We start from the raw sequence: 24,291 nt of genomic DNA, 5'->3' as shown, positions 1-24,291 counted from the left end.
ACCAACCTCGCGATCTCGCGATGGCCGGGCTTCCCTTCCCCGGTATCCGGCAGGCTAGGATACCGGGGGAACGTCAGCGACGGGGACCATGGCGACAACCGCCGTGCCGAGCCTTGCAGTCCTCGACCTCGTGGCCGCGCATCGGCCCCGGCGCGAGATCGCCTCGGCCGCGCAGCGCGTGCTGAGCGCACGTCGCGACGGGCCGGCCGACCTTGCCTCGGCTTGTGAACAGGCGCTCGCCGCCGCCACCGGCGCAGCCGCCGATGCGAGCCCCGCGGCGCGCGCCGCGCGCGCCATCGCCGCCGCGGTCGAACGGCATGGTGAGAGCTTCCCGCCCGGCGGCGAGCCCGCCTATCACGACCGCCATCACCAGGCGGAGACGATCCTCGCCATGGGCTGGCTCGCCGGCCTGGCACGGCAGCTCGGACGGATGGACGCACATGAGGCGGCCACCGCAGTCGCCGCCATGGCCGGCCACGACCTGCTGCATGACGGTTCGGTGGCTGGCCCGCGCGGTGTCCTCGAACAGCGCTCGGCCGATGCCTCGGCGGCCATCGCGGCGGCGGAGGGTCTCGACGCCGACGGCATTGCCATGATCCGTCGCATGATCGCAGCAACCACCTGGCCCTGGCGGGATTCGGAGGCGTCCGACCTGCCCTGCCGGCTGGCGCGCGAGGCCGATCTCTTTGCCAGCGCCCTGCCCGATCTCGGACCGCGCCTCGCCCGGCGGCTCCTGACCGAACTCGCCGCCGCCGGGCAGCAGGATGCCGGCATGGTGGCCAGCCACGCCTCCCGCCTCGGCCTGCTGCGCATGCTGCCGACGCCCAGCCCACCAGCAACGCTGCTCGGCCTGGATGTGACCCGCCATGACCAGCTCGAGGCCTATGGCGGCGTCGCTCGCAGCCTCGGCCTCGCGCCCGCGACGGCCGATGCCGCCGCGGCCGCGCTGGACGAGCTGGACCGCGCCGATGCGGAGGCGCTGCTGGCCGCGGCGGCCCCGGCATCATGAGGCTGCAGCCGCGGCTCAACTTCACCGTCACCATCCTGACCGCCTTCAGCCTGGTCTTCATCGCCGCCATCGCGGCGGTCGTGGCGGGCTTCCGGGAGGCCGGGGACCGCGCGGCACGCGAGGCAGCCGAGCACCACCTCGGAACCGCGGCGGCGGCGGCGGCGGCCAATGGACGCGGGCTGATCCATCCGCTGCTCGGCCATGCGGCGGTGCTGGCCCGCATGCCGCCAGGGCAAGCCGCGGTGCCCGGGCCGGCCCTCGCCGCGCTCATGGCGGAAGCGCCGCTCAGTGCTGTCAGCATCGTCCTGCCAGATGGCGCATTGGATCAGGTGCTGCGGCTCGCCGCCCTGCCGGACGGCGCAGCGCCCGTCCCGCGCCCCGCGGGCGCGACCTTCGCCGCGCGCCGCATCTCTGCCGCCACGGGCGAAGCCGAGCGATGGACCTATCTCGACGCCCAGGGCCGGGCACTCGGCGAAGCGCAGCGCCGCCGTCTCCCCGGCGATCCGCGCCGGATGAGCTGGGTGTTGCAGGCCGCCGAGCCCGGCGTACACGTCTCCACCCTGTATGACCTGCCGGTAACCGGTCGGCCGGGGCTGACCGTCGCGCACGGCCTGCCGGGCGGCGGCGCGGTCGGACTGGATGTGCCGCTCGACGAGCTCGGGCGTTTCCTGGCCGGAAGCCGCGTCAGCCCCGGCGGCCTCACGGTCCTGTTCACCGAGGATGGCATCCTCCTCGCCGACCAGGACCCGGGCCGGGTCACGCAGGCCGGCCCTACCGCGTGGACGACGCTTGCGGCCAGTGGCGACGCCGCCCTGACTGCGCTGTGGCGCGCCTTCGCCGAGGGCCGGCTCGCCGAAGGGGGCACGGGCGTGCTGGAGATCGGTGGCGACGAGTACCTCGCACATCTCGCCGGCGTGCAGGAGTTCGTCGCGCCGCGCGTGCTGGTCGGCGTGCTCGCGCCGCTCGACGACTTCACCGGTGGTATCGAGAGCGGCATCCGCATCGGTACGCTCTTCGGCCTCGGCGCGCTTCTGCTGGGGCTCGGTGGGCTGGGGATCGTCGCCTGGCGCGTCGCCCGACCGCTCGGCACCCTGACACGGGAGGCCGAGGCGATCCGTCGGCTCGATCTCACCCAGCCGCTGAAGCTGACGACGCACATCTCGGAGGTCGAGCGCCTGGCGGATGCGATGGCGGGCATGAAGAACGCGCTGCGGCTGTTCAGCGTCTATGTGCCGCGCGATCTGGTGCGCAAGCTGATGGCTGAGGGCGCGGAGGCCGAGCTAGGAGGCGAACGACGCCGCATTACCGTGATGTTCAGTGACGTGGCGGGCTTCACCAGCATCGCCGAACGCATGGACCCCGAGACGCTGATGCAGGTCACCTCGACCTATTTCCAGGCGCTGACCGACGACCTGCTGCGCAACCAGGCGACGATCGACAAATACATTGGCGATGCCGTCATGGCGATCTGGAACGCGCCGAAGCGCGACCTCGCCCACGCCATGCATGGCTGCCGCGCCGCGCTGCGGGCGCGCCACCTGACGCAGCAACTTGAGGACGCGTTCGAGGCGCGCGGCTGGCCGCGGCTGCACACCCGCTACGGCCTGCACACGGGCGACGCCGTGGTGGGCAATGTCGGGTCATCCGATCGCATGGCCTATACGGCGATCGGGTCGATGGTGAACCTCGCCTCCCGGCTCGAGGGCATGAACAAGGTCTACGGCACGCAGATTCTTGTCTCGGAGCAGACGCGCCTTGCCGCCGGGAACGCCTTCGTCTTCCGCCCGGTCGATCTGGTGCTCGCAAAAGGCGCATCCGAGCCGATCGAGATCCACGAATTGCTTGGCGTCGCCCTGCCCGCTGAGGGCGGGGATGAGCCGATCCTCGCCGGCCGCGCCCAGGTGGCGCGGCTGCCGGCCTGGAACGAGGCGGTGCGCTATTGGCGCGCCGGCCAGTTCCGCGAAGCTTTGGCGGCCCTGCGCGAGGCCGGCGATCCGGCGACGGACCCGCTGCTCGCCACCTACGCGACGCGGCTTGCGCGACACCCGGATGGGCCGCCAGCCGGCTGGTCGCCGGTCACGCGGCTGGAGAGCAAGTAGGACCCCATGGCCGAGAAGAAACGCATCAAGCTGGCGCTGCAGGGCGGTGGCTCACATGGGGCCTTCACCTGGGGCGTGCTGGACCGGTTGCTCGCCGATGAGCGGATCGAGGTGGATGCGGTCGTCGGCACCAGCGCCGGCGCGATGAACGCTGCGGTGCTGACCGACGGGCTGATCGCCGGCGGGGCAGCCGAGGCCAGGCGGCGGCTCGACACCTTCTGGGAGGGGATCGGCGGCTTGTCCGCCAACACCTTCATCCAGCCGACGCCGATGGACCGGATGCTGAGTGCTGGCAACATGGATTTCTCGCCGCTGTGGCGGTTCACCGAAGTGCTGATGCGGCAGTTCTCGCCCTATGAGCTGAACCCGACCAATTCCAACCCGCTGCGGGACCACCTGGAAGCATCGGTGGACTTCGCGCGGCTGCGCAGCGCACCAGGCCCGGCGCTGTTCGTCTGCGCGACCAATGTGCTGACGGGCAGGCTACGGGTGTTCGAACGCGCGGAGATGGGCGTCGAGGCCGTGCTCGCCTCCGCCTGCCTGCCGCTGCTGCACCACGCGGTGGAGGTCGACGGCCAGCATTACTGGGACGGCGGCTATTGCGGCAATCCGCCGATCTTCCCGCTGATCTACATGGGAGGTGCGCCGGACATCCTCATCGTGCAACTGAACCCGGTGAACATTCCCGAGGTGCCACGCGACATCCGCGCGATCGTGGACCGGATGAACACGCTGTCCTTCAATTCCTCCCTGATGCGGGAGATGCGGATGATCCACTTCGTGACGGGGCTGATCGACAAGGGCGATCTGCCGAAGGACCGCTACATGCGCTGCTTCATTCACACGATCGATGCCGAGGAGGAGCTCGCGGCGTTCAATGCAAGCTCCAAGCTGAATGGCAGCATCGAGTTCCTGAAGCATCTGCGCGCGCTGGGCGCGGCACGGGCTGGGGCGTTCCTCGACGCGCATTTCGACGAGATCGGGCAGAAATCGTCGGCGGATGTGGTGGGGAAGTTCCTATGATCTGCCGCGATGGTAAGGACCGTCTCTCCGCGGATCGCCCGCTTCGTTGACCGGCTGCCATTGGGCGCCGGCCTGCACGTGCTGGAGGTCGGCTGCGGACCGGGCGTGGCCGCGCGGGCCGTGGCAGCGCGGATCGGTGGCGGCCGTGTCGTCGCCATCGACCGTTCCGCACGTGCGATCGCGTTGGCGATGACCGGCTCGGCTGCCGAGATAGCGACCGGGCGGCTGTCGTTCCGCCATGTCGCCGTCGAGGACTTCGTCCTTACCGCCGAAGACCGGCCTTTCGATATCGCCTTCGCCATCCGCGTCGGCGCGCTGGACGGGCGGTATCCGGACCTCGGCGGCCGCGCGCTGATGAGGCTGAGGGCCGCGCTGAGGCCGGGCGGGTTGCTGTTCGTGGACGACGCCGAGCCGGTGCCGCGCGACCGTATCGCGCGAGATCAGTAGGTCCGTTCGTTCGCGCCGATCCGCGCCGTCGTCCCACTCCGCGCGGCGGCGACGGCACGGGAGACGGCTTCGACATACTCCTCCGCAACCTCGCGATGGATCGGGTTAAGATGCAGGTGGATGCCGTCCGGTTCCTGCTGCCGGCCCATCAGCCAGCCCTCGGCATCCATCGCCGCCGCCACCTTCCCGATGTCGAGCGTCGGATCGACGGAGCGCCAGACGAAGATGCCAAGATCGGAGGGCGTGAGGATCTCAAGTCCCGGAATGGCGGCGATGCCACCGGTCATGATGGCCTTGGCCTCCATGATCAGGCGGGCGCAGCGCATGTATCCCTCATCGCCGAGGTGCTGCATGGAGGCCCAGGCTGCGGCGACGGACCCGCCCGGCCGCGTGCCCTGCGTCGTGTACGCGGCGTAGGGGCCGCGCTGCCAGGCGCGGCTTTCGAATTTGTGCCACTCGCGGTCAGCAGCGTCGGAGACGAGCAGCAGCGATGCGCCCTTCGGCGCCATGCCGTGCTTGTGGATGTCGGCGGACATCGAGGTGACGCCGGGGACGGACAGTTCGAAGGGCGTCACGTCATGGCCGAGCCGCCGCACATAGGGCGCGAGGAAGCCGCCGACGCACGCATCCACATGCATCCACACGCCGCGTTCCACCGCCAAGGCGGCCAGGCGTTCGATCGGATCGAAGGTGCCGAAGGGATAGTTCGGCGCGGAGCCGACGATGGCGACGGTGTCGGCGTCCATCCGCGCGGTCATGGCGGCCACATCCGCGCGCAGATCGGCGCCGACCGACACGCGCCGCGCTTCGATCCCGAGTGCCTCCGCCGCGCGATCGAAAGTCAGATGGGCGCTGTTCGGCAGCACGATGTTCGGTCGCCTCACGCCGCGCTGCGCGCGCGCCTTGTTCCGTGCCGCCATCATGGCGAGGAAGATGCTTTCCGACCCGCCCGAGGTGAACGTCCCCCCTGCCCGCCCGCCGCCACCGAGCAGCGACAGGGACATGGCGATCACCTCGTCTTCGATCGCCTTCAGCGAGGGGTAGGCGCGCTGGCCGAGATTGTTCTCGGTCCAGAAGGCGAGGTAGGCCTCCTGCTGGACGCGCTCCAGTTCCTCATCCAGCCAGTAGAAATAGACGGCGAGCCGGCCACGCCGCCAATCGCGGTCGCCGTGCTTGCGCGCGGTCAGGTCGGCCAGGATGGAAGCGCGGTCGCGGCCCTTGGCGGGGATGCCCGTCACGACCGGAGCGAGGCGTTGATCTTGTCCAGCGCCGCCACCCCCGGGCAAAGATCGTCGTCGCCAAGACCGTTCAGCGGCGCCGCGACGGTACCGAGGCTCTCGTGCAGCGCGCCAGGCTCCGGATCGACATAGATCAGGCCGGTGACGATCTCCCCCGCCGCCTTGCCCGCCATCAGCGCGTGCAGTGCCGATGCCTGGTCGGTCGGGTCGTGGCCATCATGCAGCTTGCGAAGGCGCAGGATCGAGCCGTCATGCTGCACGACCTCCGTCAGCGAACCGGGCGCGTAGGAGGCGATGATCTCCTGCCGCGGCACCATCACGTCTAGGCGGTTCAGCGCGTCATTGTGCTCACGGACATAGTCGTAGGATTTCGTGCTGCCGGGATGGTTGTTGAAGGCGACGCAGGGGCTGAGGACGTCGATGAACGCCGCGCCCTGATGCATCAGCGCGGCCTCGATCAGCGGCACGAGCTGGTCCTTGTCGCCGGAGAAGGACCGCGCGACGAAGGTCGCACCCAGTTGCACCGCGATGGCGGCGAGGTCGATCGGCTGGTCGGTGTTGACCGCACCCTTCTTCGCGACCGACCCCTTGTCCGAGGTCGCGGAGAACTGCCCCTTGGTCAGCCCGTACACCCCGTTGTTCTCGACGATGTAGGTCATGTTCACGCCGCGCCGGATGGAATGCGCGAATTGCCCGAAGCCGATCGAGGCGCTGTCGCCATCCCCCGACACGCCGAGATAGATCAGGTCGCGATTGGCCAGATACGCCCCGGTCAGCACAGAGGGCATACGCCCATGCACCGAGTTGAACCCATGTGCGGCGCCTAGGAAGTAGGTCGGCGTCTTGGACGAGCAGCCGATGCCCGACAGCTTGGCGATGCGGTGCGGCGGGATCGCCAGGTTGAAGCAGGCCTGGATGATCGCGGCGCTGATCGAATCATGACCGCAGCCGGCGCAGAGCGTGCTGATCGACCCCTCATAGTCGCGCCGCGTCAGCCCGACTGAATTGGTCGGCAGCTTCGGGTGATGCAGCTTCGGCTTCGGCAGGAAGGTCATGGCGTGGCCTTGCGGAACGGCAGGACATTGGCCGACGACGCGCGATCGGCGACGGCGGATTGGATGAAGCGCGCCGTGATCGGCGTGCCGTCATAGTGCAACACGGGAATCAGCTTCGCCGGGTCGATGGATTCCTCGTTGATCAGCAGCGTGCGAAGCTGGGCATCGCGGTTCTGCTCGACGACGAAGACGCGGTCATGCGCAGCGACGAAGGCCGCGACATCGTCGTGGAACGGGAAGGCGCGGATGCGCATGGCGTCGAGATGTACGCCCTGCGCCTCCAGAGCGGCCAGCGCCTCCGACATCGCGGCGGAGGTCGAGCCATAGTAGATGACGCCGTCGCGCGCCTTCTCCTTTGCCATGCGCGTCACGGGGCGCGGCACGACGGATCGCGCGGTATGGAACTTCTTCAGCAGCCGCTGCATGTTGTCGACGTAAGGCGCGCCTTCCTCGGTGTAGCGCGCGTAGCGGTCGCGGGACGTGCCGCGCGTGAAGAACGCCCCTTTCTCCGGATGCGTGCCCGGCCAGGTGCGGTACGGAATGCCGTCCCCATCCACATCCAGGTAGCGACCGAAATTCTTCGCCGCATCCAGCCCAGCCTCGTCCAGCACCTTGCCACGGTCCATCTTTCGCGCCGGGTCCCACGCGAACGGCTCACACAGCCAGTCATTCATGCCGATGTCGAGGTCGAGCATGACGAAGATCGGCGTCTGCAGCCGGTCCGCGAGGTCGAAGGCATCCGCGCCAAACTCGAAGCACTCATTCGGGTCCTGCGGCAGAAGCATGACGTGCTTGGTGTCGCCATGGCTGGCATAGGCGGCCGAGAGCAGGTCCGATTGCTGCGTGCGCGTCGGCATGCCTGTCGACGGTCCTGCACGCTGCACATCGAACAACACCGCCGGGATTTCGGCGAAATACGCCAGCCCGAGGAATTCCTGCATCAGCGACACGCCGGGGCCGGAGGTCGCGGTGAAAGCCCGCGCGCCGTTCCAGGCCGCGCCGATCACCATGCCGATTGAGGCGAGTTCATCCTCGGCCTGCACGATGGCGTAGCGTTTCGCCCCGGTCTCCGGGTCCTTGCGCAGCCGCGTGCAATACTTCTCGAAGGCCTCCGCCAGCGACGTGGATGGCGTGATCGGATACCAGGCGCAGACCGTCGCCCCGCCATAGACCGCGCCGAGCCCCGCCGCCCCGTTGCCGTCGATGAAGATGCGATCGCCCACCTTGTCGGCGGCCTTCAACCGCAGCCCGATCGGGCAGGCTAGGTTCGCCTGTGCCCACTCGCGCCCCATCTCCAGCGCGGCGAAATTCGCCGGGACCAGCTTCTCCTTCCCCTTGAACTGGGCGGCGATGGACGCCTTCACCGCCTCCACATCCATGTCGAGCAGTGCCGATAGCGCGCCGAGATAGACGATGTTCTTGAACAGCTGCCGCTGCCGCGGATCGGAATAGGCGTTGTTGGTGATCTCCGTCAGCGGCACGCCGATGACGTTGATGTCGTCGCGGAACTTCGACTTCGGCATCGGCCGCGTCGAATCATAGAACAGGTAGCCACCGGGTTCGATCTCGGCGACGTCGCGGTCCCAGGTCTGCGGGTTCATCGCAACCATCATGTCCACGCCACCGCGACGGCCCATATGGCCGGCCTCGGAGACGCGCACCTCGAACCAGGTCGGCAGGCCCTGGATGTTGGAGGGGAAGATATTGCGCGATGCTATGGGCACGCCCATCCGCAGGATGGATTTCGCGAACAGGCCGTTGGCGGAGGCGGAGCCCGAGCCGTTGACGTTCGCGAATTTGACGACGAAGTCGTTCGTCGCGGTCAGACCCTGTGGCATGCGTGCGCCTTCGGCTTCGCGGTCTCGAGCAGGAACTTCTGCATGTCCCAGGCGCCGGTCGGGCAGCGCTCGGCGCACATGCCGCAATGCAGGCAGACATCCTCGTCCTTGACCATGACGCGGCCGGTCTTCAACCCATCCTGCACATAGAGTTCCTGATAGGTGTTCACCGCCGGCGCCTTGAGGCGCGTGCGGAGATCCTCCTCCTCGCCATTCTCGGTGAAGGTGATGCAGTCGGTCGGGCAGATATCGACGCACGCATCGCATTCGATGCAGAGCTTCGCGGAGAACACCGTCTGCACGTCGCAGTTCAGGCAGCGCTGCGTTTCGAGATAGGCCATCTCCCGGTCGAAGCCGAGCTCGACCTCGGCCGTGATGTCGCGTAGCGACTTCTCCGGCGGCAGATGCGGCACCTTGAAGCGCAGGTCGAGCGAGACCTCGTTGTCATAGGCCCATTCGTGGATGCCCATCTTTTGGCTGGCGATCAGCGTCTCGGGGGCGGGGCGCTGAGTCACATCCTCGCCGCGGCAGAACAGGTCAATCGAGACCGCCGCGTCATGCCCGTGCGCCACGGCCCAGATGATGTTCTTCGGGCCGAAGGCCGCATCGCCGCCGAAGAACACCTGCGGCAGCGTCGATTGCAGCGACGCCTCATGCAGCTTCGGCAGACCCCAGCGATCGAATTCGACGCCGGCGTCGCGCTCAATCCAGGGAAAGGCGTTCTCCTGCCCGATCGCGACAAGCACGTCGTCGCATTCAATGGTGACGTCGGGCTCCCCGGTCGGCTTCAGCGAACGACGGCCCTTCTCGTCGTATTGCGCGGCGACCTTCTCGAAGACCATGCCCGTCAGGCGACCGCCCTCATGCAGGACTTCCTTCGGGACCAGGAAGTTGAGGATCGGGATGCCTTCATGCATCGCGTCCTCCTTCTCCCATGGCGAGGCCTTCATCTCCTCGAAACCGGAGCGGACGACGACCTTCACATCCTCGCCGCCCAGCCGCCTCGCGGAGCGACAGCAATCCATCGCCGTATTGCCGCCACCCAGCACGATCACGCGCTTGCCGATCGACGTCACATGCCCGAAGGACACGGAGGCCAGCCAGTCGATGCCGAGATGGATGTTCCCCGCGGCCTCGGCGCGTCCCGGCACGTCCAGTTCACGCCCGCGTGGTGCGCCCGACCCGACGAAGACCGCGTCGTAGCCTTCCGCGAGCAGCCCCTTCAGGCTGTCCACCCGCCGGTTCATGTGGCTGACGACGCCGCCGCGATCGAGGATGTAGCCGCATTCCTCGTCGATTACTTCCTCCGGCAGGCGGAAGCGCGGGATCTGCTGGCGGATGAAGCCGCCGGCCTTCGCGGCGCCGTCGAAGACATGGATTTCATAGCCGAGCGGCGCGAGGTCCCGCGCGACGGTCAGGCTCGCCGGCCCGGCGCCGATGCAGGCGACGCGCTTGCCATTGCGCTGATCGGGAATGACCGGCATCCGCGCCGAGACATCGCCCTTGTTGTCGGCGGCGACGCGCTTCAGGCGGCAGATCGCGACGGGCTGTTCCTCGACTCGTCCGCGACGGCAGGCGGGTTCGCAGGGCCGGTCGCAGGTGCGGCCGAGAATGCCGGGAAAGACGTTCGACTGCCAATTGACCATGTACGCATCCGCGTAACGGCCCGCCGCGATCATCCGGATGTATTCCGGCACGGGCGTATGGGCCGGGCAGGCCCATTGGCAGTCGACGACCTTGTGAAAGTAGTCGGGGTCTTTGATGTCGGTCGATTTCATCCGCGCTGCCTCCGTCCGGACGGTTGCGCGACGGCATCATGCCGATGGATCAGGCTGCGACGGCGCGATGGCTGCCGCGCGAGCGCGATGGACATTCCTGTTCGTCACTCCCTGCCGTTGAACGGCTTGGCAGCGACCTTGCCCCAAGGCGAAGTCCTCGGCAATCTGTTGATTCGTGCTGCGTTGCAGCGCGTTCAGGCCGCCAGGAAGACGGTCTCGCCCTCACCCTGCAGGCGGATATCGAGCCGCCAGATGCCACCGGCCTCGGCCCGCGCGACCATCGTGCCGCGCCGTGCGGCGGGCACGAGGGCCAGGATCGGATCCTCCTCAAGCAGCGCATCGCCGGCGAAATAGGCGCGCGTTGTCACACCCGCCATCAATCCCCGGGCGAAGATCGCGATCACGACATGCGGCGCCTGGGTACTGTTGCCCGGCCCTGCCACCGCGCCGGGCTTCAGGGTGACGAAGCGATAGACGCCATCGCCATCGGTCGCGCAGCGGCCGAAGCCGTGAAAGTCGGAATCGTAGCGGCCCTCCGGATCGGCCTGCCAGATCTCGACCATCGCATCGGGCACCACCGCCCCCTCCCCGTCGGTGATGCGCCCGGTCAGGGTGATGCGCTCACCGGCCGCGCCAGCATTCGGCCCATCCGCGCGCAGCAGATCCGCCCATGCCGGGAAGTCGATCATGTGCCAGTAGGGGCCGGCGGTCTGGCTCGCGGTCGCGTCGGTCATCTCAGGCATTCTCGAAGGGCGTGGCGGCGCGGCCGCGCAGCACGATGTCGAAGCGGTAGCCAAGGGCCCAATCCGGCTCCATCAGATCGGGGTCCAGCACGGCGACCAGGCGATCGCGCGCCGCCGGATCGCCACCGCCCTGGAACACGGCATCGAAGCCAAGCAGCGGGTCGCCCGGAAAATACATCTGCGTGATCAGCCGCTGCGCGAAGCCGTTGCCGTGCAGCCCGAAATGAATGTGCTGCGGCCGCCAGCCCGGCCCGGGATTGCGCCACGGATAGGCGCCCGGCCGGATGGTGGTGAAGCGATACCGCCCCCCATCATCGGTGAAAACGCGGCCACGGCCGAGGAAGTTCGGATCGAGCGGCGCGTCGTGCTGATCCCGCGCATGGTGGTAGCGGCCCGAGGCATTGGCCTGCCAGACCTCGACCATGGCGCGGCGCACCGGACGGCCATTCTCGTCGGTGACGCGGCCGGCGACGATGATCCGCTCACCCATCGCGGTCTTGCCGTCCACCACCGACAGATCCGCATGCGGCGCGTACCAGGGCGTGGCGAAGCGCGGCGCGGTCGCTTCCGTCAGCGTGGTCGGAATGCGGATCGGCGCGGCATCGGGGTGCCGCTTCGCCGTGCTGCGATAGCTCGGCAGGTCGAGCGGCGGCTGCGAGCCCGCCGCGACCGGCCGGAACGGAACCGGGTCCGCCATGGTCTGTTCCTCCCTTGCGAGGGGAACGGTGGAAGCGGCGGCCCCGGCGCGTCAATCCTCTTCGCGCAGGATGCGCACGGCGGCGAGCAGCGCGCGTTCATACCGCGCCCGCTCCCTGGCCGTCACCTCGGGTGGCCAGTCGCGAAAGCCGCGGCCGGTCTTGGGGCCAAGCCGGTTCTCCGCCACCAGCCGCGCAAGGGTCGGGCTCGGATCGGGGCTGTTGCAGAGCGACGGATAAATGGTCCGCCCCGCCTCGAGCTGCGTCTCCAGCCCCGCCAGCTCCTTCTGCGTGATCGGCCCGGCCGCCAGGTAGCGGAAGCCGAAGCAGTAGCGCACGGCGCGATCCACATCCTCGGCGCTCGCCAGCCCCTGGTCGATGACAGAGAACGCTTCCCGCATCAGCGCATGTTGGATGCGGTTGGCGAGAAAGCCCGGCACATCGCGCGCGACCCGGATCGTCTTTCGCCCAAGCCCGTCCATGATCGATGCGACGGCATCGCAGATGGCGGGGTCGGTATGCTCGCCCTGAACGACCTCCACACCGGGCACGAGATGCGCCGGCAGGAAGAAGTGCAGATTGGCGCAGCGGGCCCGCGTCGCGATGTGGCCGGCAATGTCCGTGATGCGATAGCCCGAGGCGTTCGACACCACCGGCACGCCGGCCGGGACCACCGTGTCGAGTTGCGCGAACAACGCCTGCTTCAGCGCGAGCTTTTCCGGGATCGCCTCGACCACGATCTCGGCCGAACCGTAGTCCGGCGCATCGGCCGCTGCCATCAGTGCCAGATGCGCGGCGAGAGCCGGGTCACCATCCAACTGGCCGATGGACGATTGCACCCGCGCGGTCGCAGCCGGCCAATGCGCCTCGTTCGGCTCGACCGCCGTGACGCGCCATCCGCCGGCCAGGAAGATCGCCGCGATATCGCAGCCCATCAGGCCCATGCCGATGATCACGGCATGGCGGTGCATCGTACTCATGCCGCGTTCGGCCGCAGCATCTGGCGCAGCACCGCGCCATCCGAGAGCAGGTCGAAGCCCTCATTGATCTGGTCGAAGGTGATGTGGCTGGTCTTCAGCTTGTCCACCGGCAGCTTGCCGCGTCGATACAGGCCGAGCAGCCGCGGCAGGTCGCGCTCCGGCACGCAGGACCCCATGTAGGAACCGCGGATCGACCGTTCCTCGCTGACCAGCGCGGCATGGAAATACGACACCTGCCCCTTCACATTCGGCAGGCCGGCGCTGATCGTCTCGCCCCCGCGCGCGGTGATGGCGATGGCAAGCTGCATCGCCGGGATCGAGCCCGCCGTCTCCACCACGGTGTCGACGCCGCCATCCGTCGCCTCCCGCACCTGCGCCGCGCAATCATCGTTGCCGGCGAGGAAGACGTCCGTCGCGCCCCATTGCCTCGCGAGTTCCAGCTTCTGCGGATTGGTGTCGATGGCGATGATACGCTCCGCCCCCGCCGCAACGGCACCGAACAGCGCATTCATCCCGACGCCGCCGAGGCCGACCACGGCGACGGCCTCGCCCGCCTGGATGCCGGCGGTGTTCAGCACGGCCCCTGCCCCGGTCATCACCGCGCAGCCGAAGATCGCGGCGTCGTCCAGCGGAATGTCCTTCTCGATCTTCACGGCCGAACGCCGTGCCACGGCGGCAAACTGCGCGTAGAGCGACAGGCCCGAATTGTGGTTGATCGGCGTGCCGTCCAGCCGCTTCAGCCGGCGCGTGCCGGTCGGGAGCTGACCCGCCGCGCGAAAGGAGTTCCCGGTCGGGCAGATGTTCGGCCGCCCGCGTACGCAGTACCGGCAATTGCCGCAGGACGGTGCGAAGACCGTGACGACGTGGTCGCCCGGCTTGAGATCCGTGATCCCAGGGCCGACCTCGCGCACGATCCCCGCGCCTTCATGGCCGATGACGATCGGCAGCGGCCGCGGCCGCTGGTTCTCGATGGTCGACAGATCGGAATGGCAGAGGCCCGCCGCCGCGACCTCGATCAGCAACTCGCCCGGCCCGGGCGGGTCGAGCTCCACCTCCTCCACCACCATCGGGCGGGAGTCGCTGTAGGGGCGCGGAAGCCCCTGCTCGAACAGGATCGCGGCCTTCATGCGCATGGTGTCGTTGTCCTCCTATGTCGTTGCGGCGCGCCATTCGTCGATCAGCGCATCGGATGCGCGCGCCATGTCGGCGCTGCCATTGTACCCATGGAAGGACACGCGCACCCGGCCGCGCCCATTCCAGGCGAGCACGCCCCGCCGCTCCATCCCGGCGACGATCGCCGCGGCGTGCGGCGACGCCACGCAGACACTCGCGCCATGCCGGCGCGGGTCGGCCGGCGTGGTCGAGGCAATGCCCGCCTCCGCCAGCCGCCCGAGCATCGCGACGGTCAACGCCTGCACATGCTGCTGGATCGCCGGCGCGCCGAAGCGGTCGAGGTAGTCCAGCGCGCCATCCAGCACATACAGCCCTGGATGCGACGGGTTGCCGCGCGTGAACCGCCCCGCATCCGCCAGCAGCGCGGGCCGCTGCGACCAGTCCGGCCGTCCCATCGAGGCGATGGAATGCCACCCGGCCGTGCCCGGCGCCCAGTCCGGCTGCCGCGCGCGGTTCCAGAAACCGATGGCGACGCCCGTGCAGCCCAGCACCCATTTGTAGGTGGAGGAGAAGGCGAAGTCGGCGACATCCGCCCGGATCGGCATCCACCCCGCCCCTTGGGTGAAGTCCACCACGAGCAGCGCACCCACCTGGTCCGCCGCCTGCCGCAACGCCGGCAGGTCGTACCGCACCGCCGTCAGGAACGACACGGCGCTGACCGCGATCATCCTCGTCCGGGGCGTGACCGCCGCCATGACGGCCGCCGGGTCGAGCATCGGCGCGAAGCGCAGCGTCACGCCGCGCTGCGCGAGCGGCGCCGCGACCGAAGGGTACTCGTCCGGATCGACCAGCACCTCGTCGCCCGCCCGCCAGTCGATGCTTTCCACCACCATCGACACGCCCTCGGCGACCGAGGAGACGAAGCCGATATCGCCCGGCGCCACGCCGAACAGCCGCGCAGCGCGGTCCCGGGCCGAGGCCAGCCTCGCCTCCTGCCGCGTGCGTCCCGGCGAGCCGCCGGACTTGTCTTCGGCATAGGCGATGAACGCCGCATCATGGCGGCGCAGGAACGGCGTCTCGCCCGCCGCGCAGACATGCGCGACGCCGGACGGAATACGAAAATCGGCGGGGTCGAACAGCGGATCCATCAGATCACCGGTGCGTCTTCGGGGTCGATCGCACGTTGCACGAAGCCGTCGGCAAGCGGGGCATACTCCTCCCACAGTGCGCGCAGCTTCGGGATCGGCCCGTCCGCCTTGTCGATCCGCAGATCGACATAGGGAAAGACCTCCCGATCCAGGACGAGGAGGCTGGCCGACGTCACTTCCCCATGCTCGCCGCCTGCCGCCTCTCCGGCCTCCAGCGCGCGCAGGAGCCGTTCGGCGAGCGGCTGATCCCCCGCCGCCAGGAACGCCTCCATCATCGCCGGCGCCACCTGCTCATTCGCCAGGATGTTGCCGAGCGCCACCACGTCCTTGCCATGGGCCACGCTGCGGCAGGGCTTCACCCTCTCCCCGTCGAAATGCGCCGTGCGTCCCTGCCGGTCCATGACCGCGACCTGCCGCCAGCGATGATCGGGCGTGGAGGCGATGATCGCCGCCAGCGCGGCCTCCGCAGAACACCCCGACCGCAGCAGATCGAGCCCGCGCGGCCCGAGCCGCGGATCGGTCCGATGCTGCGTCAGCACACCACCCAGCCCGGCCGCCAGGAACGGCACCCGCGTGCCCACCGCGATGGAGGAGGTCGTCACCGCCGCGCCGAACTGGCCCGTCCGCGCGCAGCGCCCCAGCAGCGAAAAGGTCATCCGGTTCCCTCCGACGTCGCGGACATTGAAGGCCCGGCGGCGCGCGCCGTCCAGGCGGGCCGTGCTTGGACTTGCCCCGCCGCGCTGCCATGATGCCGGCGTCACGGCTTCACGGAGGCGACGATGGCCAGGCGCGGTTTCCTCATGCTCGCGGCGGCGCTGGCGCTGCTCGGCACCCCCCGCCCCGCCCCGGCGCAGACGACGCCGACCGGCACGCTGCGCGTCGTGCTGATCAACCCGTTGTCGAGCCTCGACCCGGTCGTCTCGACCGCGGCCTTCGTCCGCAACCACGGCTTCTTCGTCTACGACCAGCTCTTCGGCCTCGACAGCCAGGGCAATGCACGGCCGCAGATGGTGGACCGGCACGAGGTCTCGGCCGATGGCATGACGCACCGCTTCACGCTGCGGGATGGCCTCGCCTTCCATGACGGCCAGCCAGTGCGCGCCGCCGATGCCGTCGCCTCCATCCGCCGCTGGGGTGAACGCGACATCGCCGGCCGTGCGCTGATGGCCGCCACCGCTTCGCTGGAGGTGGTGGACGACAAGACCTTCAGCCTTGTGCTCAGCCGCCCCTTCGGCCTGGTGCCGGAAGCCCTGGCGCGCTCCACGGCCTCCGCGCTGTTCGTCATGCCGGAACGCATCGCGCGCACGCCCGCGAATACGGCCATCACCGACCCGACGGGCTCCGGCCCCTTCATCTTCCGCCAGCAGGAATACCTGCCGGGCGAACGCGCCGTGTATGTCCGCAACCCCGCGTATCGCCCGCGCAGTGAGCCGGCCGATGGGCTTGCAGGCGGCAAGGTCGTGCAGCTCGAACGCGTCGAATGGCTTGGCATCAGCGACCCCGCCACCGCCGCGGCTGCGCTGCAGTCGGGCGAGATCGACTTCGTCGAGCAACCGACGCCCGACGTCCTGCCGGTGCTCCAACGCAACCGCAACATCCGCACCTTCGCGCTGAACCCGGTCGGCTTCATGGCCTGGCTGCGGCCGAACTCGACCGTGCCGCCCTTCAACGACGCCCGCGCACGGCAGGCGCTGCTGTTCCTGATCAATCAGCAGGAGAACCTCCAGGCGATCGGCGTCGCGCCGTCCGAGCAGGTGCCCTACTGCCCCGCCTTCTTCTTCTGCGGCACGCCTTTGGAATCGGATGCCGGCGCGCAGGGTCTGCGCGACATCAACGTCGCCCGCGCCCGGGAGCTGCTGCGTGAGGCAGGCTACAACGGCCAGCGCGTGGTGTTCCTGAACGCGACGGATTCGCCGATCAACAACGCGGTGACGCTGACCATGTCCGAGAATATGCGTCGGGCCGGTCTCAACATGGATGTCGTCGCCATGGACTGGGCGACGCTGACCCAGCGCCGCAATCGCCGGGAGCCGTCGGACCAAGGGGGCTGGAACCTGTTCGTCACCGTGGCGAACGTGCTGGACGGGCAGAATCCGCTGGTGAATCTCTACCTGGCCGCGACCTGCGATGCCGCGCCCGCCGGCTGGCCCTGCGACGAGGAACTGGAACGCCTCCGCACCGCCTGGTGGTCGGAATCCGACCCGGGGAAGCGCCAGCAGATCCTGGTACAGGTCCAGGCCCGCGCCGCACAGGTTCTGCCCTACATCAATGCCGGCCAGTTCCGGACGCTGGCCGCCTACCGCAGCAATGTCGAAGGGCTGCGGCAGACCACGGTGCCCGTCTTCTGGGGCGTGACGAAGCGCTGAATGAGCGCCGCGCGATCTGGTCAGACCGGGTCGCGCACCAGCGGCGAGGTGGAGCAGTGAATCCCACCGCCGCCGAGATAGACCTTGTCATAGGTCACGAGCCGGACGCTGATCCCGGCCTTGTCCAGTGCCTCTTGCGTGCGCGGGCCGACCTGGTCGCTCATCAGCACGCGGCCCGGCGCGACGGCCAGGCAGTTGATCGCCCAGGACGGGTCCTGATGGTTCAGCGGGATCATGCGGATGCCGAGCCGCTTCAGTTCCTCCATGAAGACGAAGGGCAACGTCGAGGGATTCACCAGTGCGACGTCGTGGTCGATCATCACGAAGGCGCCATCGATATGCAGGCGGTAGCCGGGGATCTGCACGCGGATCAGACGCGTCCCCTGCAGCGCCAACACTTCCTCCACCTGCCGTGCGCCTTCCTCATTGACGCGGGAGGAAACGCCGACGACCGCCACATCCGGGCGGATATAGGCGAATGAGCCGCCCTCCATCAGCCCGGTGCCGGCGACCGTGCGCAGGATCGGCATGCCGAGCGCGGCGAGCGTCTCCGTTACCGGCCGTTCCTCGCCGCGCCGGATGCGCGGGCCCATGCGGGTGACGATGGCGCCGCCATCGACGGCGATGCAGGAATCCCGCGTGTAGATCGACTTGTGGCGGCCGGTCGCGGCGCGGTTCAGCATCACCACCTCGACGCCTTCCTCGCGCAGCGCGGCGGCGAGCGCATCGTGCTGCGCCTGCTGCTCGGCGAGCGAGGGGATCACCTCCCCACGCCAATAGGCGCCGGTCGCCGGGTCGCCGTGGGCGCCGAGTTCCGGGATCAGCGGCAGGGTCTCGAGAACCTTCATCTCCTCGCCCGGACGATGCATCAGCACCGCGCGCAAGCGGCCGATGTCGGAATTGCAGCCCCAGCGGCGACCCCAACCGAAGACCTGTTCCTCCTCGCTATTGAAGCCGGGCTCCGGCTCGCTGGCGAAGCGCTCGATCAGCATGTTGTAGCGGTGGTCGAACTCGCTCATCGCGCTCGACATGGCGCGTTCCTCCGTCTTGTTGGTGTCAGCCTTCGCTGCGCCGCCGCAGGGCCCGGTCGGCCATGAGCAGCAACAGCGTGAACAGGATCAGCAGCACCGCGACCGCCGCCATCGCCGGGTCCAGGTTCTCGTTTATTCCGTCCCAGATGCGGCGCGGTAGGGTGAAGACGTCGCGGGACGCGATGAACAGCACCATCACCAGTTCATCCCAGGAATGGATGAAGGCGAAGATGGCGCCCGAGAAGATGCCCGGCGCGATGCGCGGCAGAATCACCCAGCGCAGCGTCTGCGACAGGGACGCCCCCATGCCGCGCGCCGCCTGCTCCAGCCGCGGATCGAAGGTGGCGAGCGCGGTGGAGACCGTGATCACCACATAGGGGATCCCCGTTACCCCATGCGCGATCACCACCCCCAGGAAGCGGTCAAGCAACCCGAGCGGCCCGAAATACCGGTACAGCCCGATGGCATAGACGATGGACGGAATAATCAGCGGCAGCAGCATCAGCACGCGGATGAGTTCCGTTGCCCGGCGCGAGATCCGCCAGCAGCCTATGGCGCAGAGCGTCCCTGCCGTCACAGACAGCACCGTCGCCGCCACCGCGATGGTGAAGGACTGCCAGATCGACCCCAGCCATTCCGGGGAGGTCAGCACGGTGCGGAAGTGCTGGAAGCTGATCCCATCCTCCGGCAGCGACAGATACCGCTGGTCGGTCAGCGCGACCGGCAGGATGATCAGGATCGGCAGCACCAGATAGGCCGCCGTGGCCCAGGCCAGGCCGCGTCCGACGGTGCCGGGGCGATAGGTTCCGTCCATCGCCTCAGCCCCCCGCCCCGAAGATGCGTCGCAGATCGACCACGCGGGAGAACACCGCGAGCGTCACCAGGATCGCCACGACCAGCATCGTCGCCATCATGGTCCCGAGCCCCCAGCGGATCAGGTCCAGGATCTGCAGGCTGATCCATTCTGCGACCATCAGAGTCTTGCCGCCGCCGAGGATTGCCGGGGTGATGTAGAAGCCGAGCGAGAAGATGAAGACCAGCACGCCGGCAGCGATGATGCCCGGCATGGACAGTGGAAGGAAGACGCGGCGGAACACCTCGAACCGCGTTGCCCCCAACCCACGCGCGGCGGCAAGCAGCCGCGGGTCGATCTCCCGCATCGAGGCCAGCATCGGCAACACCGCGAAGGGCACCATGTAGTGGACCATGCCCACGATGATGCCGAACTCGTTCCAAACCAGCGGCAGCGGTTCGCTTATCATGCCGGCATTCATGAGGGTGTTGTTCACCAGCCCCTGGCGGCGCAGCAGCGTGACCCAGGCGAAGGCGCGCACCAGCACGGAAATCCACAGCGGCACCAGCACGGCTAGCACCCACCAGCCGCGCGCCCGCGGCGAGGCGAGCGTGATGGCATAGGCGATGGCGTAGCCGAGCAGCAACGCCAGCACCGTGGTGATGGCGCAGATGCGCAGGGTAGTGAGGATTACCCGCTGCACCGCGCCCGAGGTGAAGATGCGCTCATAGTTGCCTAGGCCGGGCTCCGGATCGGTCACGCTGATCGCCAGCACCTGCACGATGGGCGCGATGTAGAAGGCCAGCAGCAGCGCGAACGCCGGCAGGATCAGCAGCCACCAGCCGACCCCGGCGCGTCCGGTGCCCGTCACGGTGCATCCTCTGCGACCGGCACCGCCGCCCTAGCATCCCAGCCGAGACGGACGGGCAGGCCCTCCGTTGGCGCGAATGCCGAACGCCAGGCGGGCAGGTTGGCGCGGATCTCGCCGAGGGCCTCCGTTGCGATGCGCAGGGAAAAGCCCGTGCCGAGATAGGCCCAGGACACCACGCGGCCCTCGAGCACATTGTCGGCGGATTGCCCCTCGGGCAGCAGGTCGATCTTCTCCGGTCGCAGCGACAGCAGGCTGCGCGTTCCGTCCGCTGGCGGCGCCTCGCCGTCCGGCAGCGCAACCGCCAGCCGCGACGCCCCGTTTTCAAGGGCAAAGCCACCTGGCCGGGAATCGCGCACCGTGCCGTCCAGGAAGTTCGACTTGCCAAGGAAATCAGCGACGAAGCGTGTACGCGGCCGCTCATACAGCGCCCCGGGCGCGCCGTGCTGGATCAGCTTGCCATGGTTGAGGATGGCGATGCGGTCGGACATCGACAGCGCCTCCTCCTGGTCATGAGTGACGTTGATGAAGGTGCGGCCGACACGGCGGTGCAGCGCCTTCAGCTCCTCCTGCAACTCCGCCCGCAGCTTCTTGTCGAGTGCTGAGAGCGGTTCATCCAGCAGCAGCAGGTTCGGGTCGAAGACCAGCGCGCGGGCGAGCGCGACACGCTGCTGCTGTCCGCCCGAGAGCTGCTTCGGCAGCCGGTCCGCGAACTGGCCGAGCTGCACCAGATCCAGCGCCGCGCGAACCTTCGCATCCCGGTCGGCGCGCGACAGGCCGCGCACGCGCAGCGGGAAGGCGACGTTCTCCACCACCGTCATGTGCGGAAACAGCGCGTAGCCCTGGAAGACCATGCCGAAGTTACGCTTCTCCGGCGGCAGCGGCGTGATGTCCGCACCATCCAGCAGGATGCTGCCGGCGGTCGGCGTCACGAAACCCGCCACCGCCATCAGGATCGTTGTCTTCCCCGATCCGGACGGGCCGAGCAGCGTCAGGAACTCGCCCTGCCCTACTTCCAGCGAAACACGCTCCACCGCGGCGAAGGACCCATAGTGCTTGCTGACCTCCCGCAGCGACAGCGCGTGACCGCGCGCATCGCTCACGAGATGTAGTCCGGCTGCTCGCGGTCCAGCTTCCGGCGCAGCGCCTGCCACGGCAGCCACCCCTTGGTCGGGCCGGTGCCGAACTGCGCGGCCGTGCGGGTCACCACCTGCGCCGGCGGAATGGCGAGCGGCACGCCTGAGGACTGTGCGGCAAGCTGAATACGGCACGCCTGCTCCAGATAGTACATCCAGTAGAAAGCCGCCGCGACGGTCGGCCCCACCGTCAGCAGCCCATGATGGCGCAGGATCATGCAGGGCTTGTCGCCAAGGTCGCGCACCAGCCGCTCGCGCTCGGACAGGTTGTCATCCGCCGCGACGCCTTCGTAGTCGTGCAGCGCGACCTTGCCGTCGAACTCGATGCTCATCTGGTTCAGCGGCAGCAGCCCGCCGGTCTGCGCCGCCACCGCCATGCCGGCCAGCGTATGCGTGTGCATGACGCACATCGCCTGCGGACATTCGCGGTGAACGGCCGAATGAATCACGAAGCCCGCCGGGTTCACCGGCCAGGATGTGTCCTGCAAAGGCTCACCTTCGGCATCCACGACGACGAGGCTGCTTGCCGTGATCTCCTCGAACAGCAGGCCGTATGGGTTCACCAGGAAGCGATGCCCCTCGCCCGGCAGCCGCGCGGACAGGTGCGTGAAGACGAGGTCGGTCATGCCGAACAGGGCGATCAACCGATAGGCGGCTGCGAGGTCCTCGCGCACCTCCTGCTCGGTCTGGATGCGGTTGGGGTCCGGCTTCACCGGCGGCGGCGGAAGGGCCATCAGTAGCCTCGCTCGGGACTGTAGAGGTTTGGTAGCGCCTCGCCGCGCTCGAGCCCGGCGATGCAGCCGGCGACGTAGCGCGCGCGTTCCTGCCGGCTCGGCGTGCTCGCGGCATGCGGCGTCACGATGATCTTCGGATGCGACCAGATGGGGCTGTCGCCGGGCGGTGGCTCCTGCTCGAACACGTCGAGCACCGCGCCCGAAAGCTGTCCGCTATCCAGCGCCGCCACGATGTCACGCGTGGATTGCTGCATCCCGCGGCCAAGCTGCACCAGCCCTGCGCCGCGCGGCAGTTTCGCGAACAGCGGCGCCGCCAGGATGCCGGCCGTCTCCGGTGTCGCCGGCAGCAGGCAGACCAGCACGCCGCAGCGCGCCAGGAAGGCATCGCGTTCCCCGTCGCCGGAAAATGTCTCGATCCCCGGCAGCATCTTCCGCGTGCGTGACCAGCCAACCACCGGAATGCCGAGGCCGGCGATCATCTGGGCCGCGCGCATCCCCATCGCGCCGAGGCCCATCACGCCGACGGTGCGCTCGGCCGCCGCGAAGGGCGGATCAAAGGCATCCCAGCGCGCCCCTGCCTGCGCGATCGCCATGCGCCGCGCATCCTTGTTGAGCGACAGCACGGCCCAGACGGCGAACTCGCCCATGCGCTGCGTCGCTTCGGGCGGGACGCAGCGAACGAGGGGCACGGCCGCCGGCAGCAGCGGGTCACGCAGGATGTAGTCCACCCCCGCACCGGCGCCAAAGATTGCCCGCAGCTTGGGCAGCGCGGCGAGCCGCCCGGGCTCCGGGTCCCAGACCAGCGCGAAATCCACCGTCGCCGGGTCGACATCCCGATCGTCCCACCAGCGCACGTCGAGATGCGGCGCGATCCCGGCGAAGGCGGCGCGCCATTCCGGCACCGCCTCCTCGCCACCTGACTTGATCAGCAGTCTCACGGGCCAGCGTCAGCCCGTGATGGCGTCGATGAAGTCGGCATTGGCCTGCTGGTAGTTCCGGCCCCACCACTCGCCATTCAGCACCACCTGCACCCGCGCATTCTCCGGATCGGTCGGGTTGTTCTTGCGCAGATCGGCGGGCACCAGCGCGGCCGCGCGCGGATTGCACGGCCCGTTGCCGAGCAGCTTCAGCAATTCCACCTGCGGTTCCGCATTGGCGAGCATGGAGGCGAGCAGCCGCTGCGCACCCTCCCCGCCCGGATTGCCGCGGGGGATGACGAAGATGCCCGCCTGGAGCAGCGCCTGTGGCCAGATGAACTTGATGCGGCCGTTCGTTTCGCGTTCCAGCACCGTTGCCCGGGTGTGCCAGATCTGGCCCATCACCGCCTCGCCGGTCCGGAGGAACTGCTCGCTCTCGCTCCCGCTGTTCCAGTACACGGCGTTGCGGCGCAGCTCGGCCGCCTTGCGCACCGTCGCCCGGACGTCGAGCGGGTAGAGATTCGCCGGATCCTTCCCGAGCGCCATCTGCGCGGCATCGAGCGTCGCCATCGCATCCCGCCGCATCAGCCGCGTGCCGGGGAAGCGGCGAAGGTCCCAGAAATCCGCCCAGGACGTCGGCCCGCCCTGCGGGAACTTCGCGCTGTCGTAGCAGAGCACCGAGCTGAAGGAGTATGGCGCCGCCCCGTATTCCAGCGCGAAGCCGGTCGGCAGCGTGTCCTCCTTCTTGACGATGTCGTAGTTGATCTTCGTCACAAGGTTCTGCCGGCCCAGCAGCACCGAGGAGGACGCTGAGGAATCGCACAGATCCCAGGTCACCCGCCCGCTTTCCACCATGGACCGGATGCGGCCGGCGGAAGGTCCGGTGCTGTCCTGCTCCACCGTCCAGCCCGGATTGGCTGCCATGAAGGGGGCACCGTAGAAGTTCCCGAAGCCCTGATTGGCGATGCCGCCCCAATTCACCATGACCAACCTGCGGGCGGCCTGCGCCTGCGCCTGCCCGTCCGCCAGGCTGGCCACGCCGAGCGCGGCAAGGCCGGCGAACAGCGTGCGCCGGTCGACCTCTCCGCGGCGGAACCTGCGGAAGGCCAGTTCGACACAATCCTGCTGGAAGCTCTGCATCACCGTCTCTCCTCGCTGGGCCCGCGCCACCGCGACCCCGTTGGCGCCATCAGCGCAAAATTGGCGCCGTCTGCGCAAAGCACGACGCATGCCAAAGGCGTTCGCGACCACTTGCGGTTGTCGCTGCGCCGGCGTGAACT

At 68.8% G+C, this 24,291-nt stretch carries 22 protein-coding genes; 5 read left to right on the top strand and 17 right to left on the bottom strand.

Annotation, left to right across the window (positions count from 1 at the left end; genetic code table 11):
* Positions 1-88 precede the first annotated feature (88 nt).
* The 4 genes from GXW78_RS21685 to GXW78_RS21670 are packed head-to-tail and all read left to right on the top strand — an operon-like array spanning position 89 to position 4,578.
* The gene (locus GXW78_RS21685) at positions 89-1,009 is read left to right on the top strand and encodes a hypothetical protein (protein ID WP_211870985.1); all 921 of its coding nucleotides are present in this window, start codon (positions 89-91) and stop codon (positions 1,007-1,009) included.
* Positions 1,006-3,108 carry an adenylate/guanylate cyclase domain-containing protein gene (locus GXW78_RS21680; protein WP_211870984.1) on the top strand — a complete coding sequence of 701 codons (2,103 nt, stop codon included), beginning with the start codon at positions 1,006-1,008 and terminating at the stop codon, positions 3,106-3,108. The genes GXW78_RS21685 and GXW78_RS21680 overlap by 4 nt, the downstream gene beginning before the upstream one ends.
* 6 nt (positions 3,109-3,114) lie before the next feature.
* The gene (locus tag GXW78_RS21675) at positions 3,115-4,131 is read left to right on the top strand and encodes a patatin-like phospholipase family protein (RefSeq protein WP_211870983.1); all 1,017 of its coding nucleotides are present in this window, start codon (positions 3,115-3,117) and stop codon (positions 4,129-4,131) included.
* A gap of 9 nt (positions 4,132-4,140) precedes the next feature.
* A complete protein-coding gene (locus tag GXW78_RS21670; RefSeq protein ID WP_211870982.1) occupies positions 4,141-4,578 on the top strand; it encodes a class I SAM-dependent methyltransferase in 438 nt (145 codons plus the stop codon).
* Here GXW78_RS21670 and GXW78_RS21665 read toward each other — a convergent pair.
* The 10 genes from GXW78_RS21665 to GXW78_RS21620 form a co-directional block, all read right to left on the bottom strand.
* On the bottom strand, positions 4,572-5,816 hold the full coding sequence (locus GXW78_RS21665; protein WP_211870981.1) for a pyridoxal phosphate-dependent decarboxylase family protein: 1,245 nt from the start codon (positions 5,814-5,816) through the stop codon (positions 4,572-4,574). The two genes, GXW78_RS21670 and GXW78_RS21665, sit on opposite strands and share 7 nt — an antisense overlap.
* The gene (locus tag GXW78_RS21660) at positions 5,813-6,871 is read right to left on the bottom strand and encodes a 2-oxoacid:ferredoxin oxidoreductase subunit beta (RefSeq protein ID WP_211870980.1); all 1,059 of its coding nucleotides are present in this window, start codon (positions 6,869-6,871) and stop codon (positions 5,813-5,815) included. Before GXW78_RS21660 ends, GXW78_RS21665 begins: the two co-directional genes overlap by 4 nt.
* Positions 6,868-8,709 (bottom strand): 2-oxoacid:acceptor oxidoreductase subunit alpha, encoded by a 1,842-nt coding sequence (locus GXW78_RS21655; protein ID WP_211870979.1) that lies wholly within the window; start codon positions 8,707-8,709, stop codon positions 6,868-6,870. The genes GXW78_RS21660 and GXW78_RS21655 overlap by 4 nt, the downstream gene beginning before the upstream one ends.
* Positions 8,694-10,487 (bottom strand): FAD-dependent oxidoreductase, encoded by a 1,794-nt coding sequence (locus GXW78_RS21650; protein WP_211870978.1) that lies wholly within the window; start codon positions 10,485-10,487, stop codon positions 8,694-8,696. The genes GXW78_RS21655 and GXW78_RS21650 overlap by 16 nt, the downstream gene beginning before the upstream one ends.
* A 194-nt stretch (positions 10,488-10,681) precedes the next feature.
* Positions 10,682-11,221, bottom strand: coding sequence for a protocatechuate 3,4-dioxygenase subunit alpha (gene pcaG / locus GXW78_RS21645; protein WP_246522512.1), 540 nt, complete (start codon positions 11,219-11,221; stop codon positions 10,682-10,684).
* 1 nt (position 11,222) lies between these two features.
* Positions 11,223-11,927 carry a protocatechuate 3,4-dioxygenase subunit beta gene (gene pcaH / locus GXW78_RS21640; RefSeq protein WP_211870976.1) on the bottom strand — a complete coding sequence of 235 codons (705 nt, stop codon included), beginning with the start codon at positions 11,925-11,927 and terminating at the stop codon, positions 11,223-11,225.
* 51 nt (positions 11,928-11,978) lie between these two features.
* Positions 11,979-12,905: a 3-hydroxyacyl-CoA dehydrogenase NAD-binding domain-containing protein gene (locus tag GXW78_RS21635; RefSeq protein WP_211870975.1), complete on the bottom strand. Its 927-nt coding sequence runs from the start codon at positions 12,903-12,905 to the stop codon at positions 11,979-11,981.
* The gene (locus GXW78_RS21630; RefSeq protein WP_211870974.1) at positions 12,902-14,038 is read right to left on the bottom strand and encodes a zinc-dependent alcohol dehydrogenase family protein; all 1,137 of its coding nucleotides are present in this window, start codon (positions 14,036-14,038) and stop codon (positions 12,902-12,904) included. Before GXW78_RS21630 ends, GXW78_RS21635 begins: the two co-directional genes overlap by 4 nt.
* 15 nt (positions 14,039-14,053) lie before the next feature.
* Entirely contained in the window at positions 14,054-15,166 is a 1,113-nt protein-coding gene (locus tag GXW78_RS21625; protein ID WP_211870973.1) for an aminotransferase class V-fold PLP-dependent enzyme, read from the bottom strand.
* On the bottom strand, positions 15,166-15,822 hold the full coding sequence (locus GXW78_RS21620; protein WP_211870972.1) for a DUF1028 domain-containing protein: 657 nt from the start codon (positions 15,820-15,822) through the stop codon (positions 15,166-15,168). The genes GXW78_RS21625 and GXW78_RS21620 overlap by 1 nt, the downstream gene beginning before the upstream one ends.
* Before the next feature lie 123 nt (positions 15,823-15,945).
* Between GXW78_RS21620 and GXW78_RS21615 the strand changes: the two genes are divergently transcribed.
* The gene (locus tag GXW78_RS21615; protein WP_211870971.1) at positions 15,946-17,532 is read left to right on the top strand and encodes an ABC transporter substrate-binding protein; all 1,587 of its coding nucleotides are present in this window, start codon (positions 15,946-15,948) and stop codon (positions 17,530-17,532) included.
* A gap of 20 nt (positions 17,533-17,552) precedes the next feature.
* Here the strand turns inward: GXW78_RS21615 and GXW78_RS21610 are convergent, their stop codons facing one another.
* Genes GXW78_RS21610 through GXW78_RS21580 form a run of 7 tightly spaced genes read right to left on the bottom strand, consistent with a single transcriptional unit; the run spans position 17,553 to position 24,151 of the window.
* Positions 17,553-18,563 (bottom strand): dimethylarginine dimethylaminohydrolase family protein, encoded by a 1,011-nt coding sequence (locus GXW78_RS21610; protein ID WP_211870970.1) that lies wholly within the window; start codon positions 18,561-18,563, stop codon positions 17,553-17,555.
* A gap of 25 nt (positions 18,564-18,588) precedes the next feature.
* Positions 18,589-19,377 carry an ABC transporter permease gene (locus GXW78_RS21605; RefSeq protein ID WP_211870969.1) on the bottom strand — a complete coding sequence of 263 codons (789 nt, stop codon included), beginning with the start codon at positions 19,375-19,377 and terminating at the stop codon, positions 18,589-18,591.
* Between the two features lie 4 nt (positions 19,378-19,381).
* Positions 19,382-20,227 (bottom strand): ABC transporter permease, encoded by an 846-nt coding sequence (locus GXW78_RS21600; protein ID WP_211870968.1) that lies wholly within the window; start codon positions 20,225-20,227, stop codon positions 19,382-19,384.
* Positions 20,224-21,327, bottom strand: coding sequence for an ABC transporter ATP-binding protein (locus GXW78_RS21595; RefSeq protein WP_211870967.1), 1,104 nt, complete (start codon positions 21,325-21,327; stop codon positions 20,224-20,226). The genes GXW78_RS21600 and GXW78_RS21595 overlap by 4 nt, the downstream gene beginning before the upstream one ends.
* Entirely contained in the window at positions 21,324-22,094 is a 771-nt protein-coding gene (locus GXW78_RS21590) for a class II aldolase/adducin family protein (RefSeq protein WP_211870966.1), read from the bottom strand. The genes GXW78_RS21595 and GXW78_RS21590 overlap by 4 nt, the downstream gene beginning before the upstream one ends.
* Positions 22,094-23,032, bottom strand: coding sequence for a 2-hydroxyacid dehydrogenase (locus tag GXW78_RS21585; RefSeq protein ID WP_338147811.1), 939 nt, complete (start codon positions 23,030-23,032; stop codon positions 22,094-22,096). Before GXW78_RS21585 ends, GXW78_RS21590 begins: the two co-directional genes overlap by 1 nt.
* A gap of 9 nt (positions 23,033-23,041) precedes the next feature.
* Positions 23,042-24,151: an extracellular solute-binding protein gene (locus tag GXW78_RS21580; RefSeq protein ID WP_211870965.1), complete on the bottom strand. Its 1,110-nt coding sequence runs from the start codon at positions 24,149-24,151 to the stop codon at positions 23,042-23,044.
* Positions 24,152-24,291 lie beyond the last annotated feature (140 nt).

Origin of the sequence: Neoroseomonas terrae (assembly GCF_018129025.1) — a bacterium.
Taxonomy (GTDB): domain Bacteria; phylum Pseudomonadota; class Alphaproteobacteria; order Acetobacterales; family Acetobacteraceae; genus Neoroseomonas; species Neoroseomonas terrae.
Note: the sequence above shows the minus strand (reverse complement) of the source record. Positions and strands in the feature narration are given on the sequence as shown.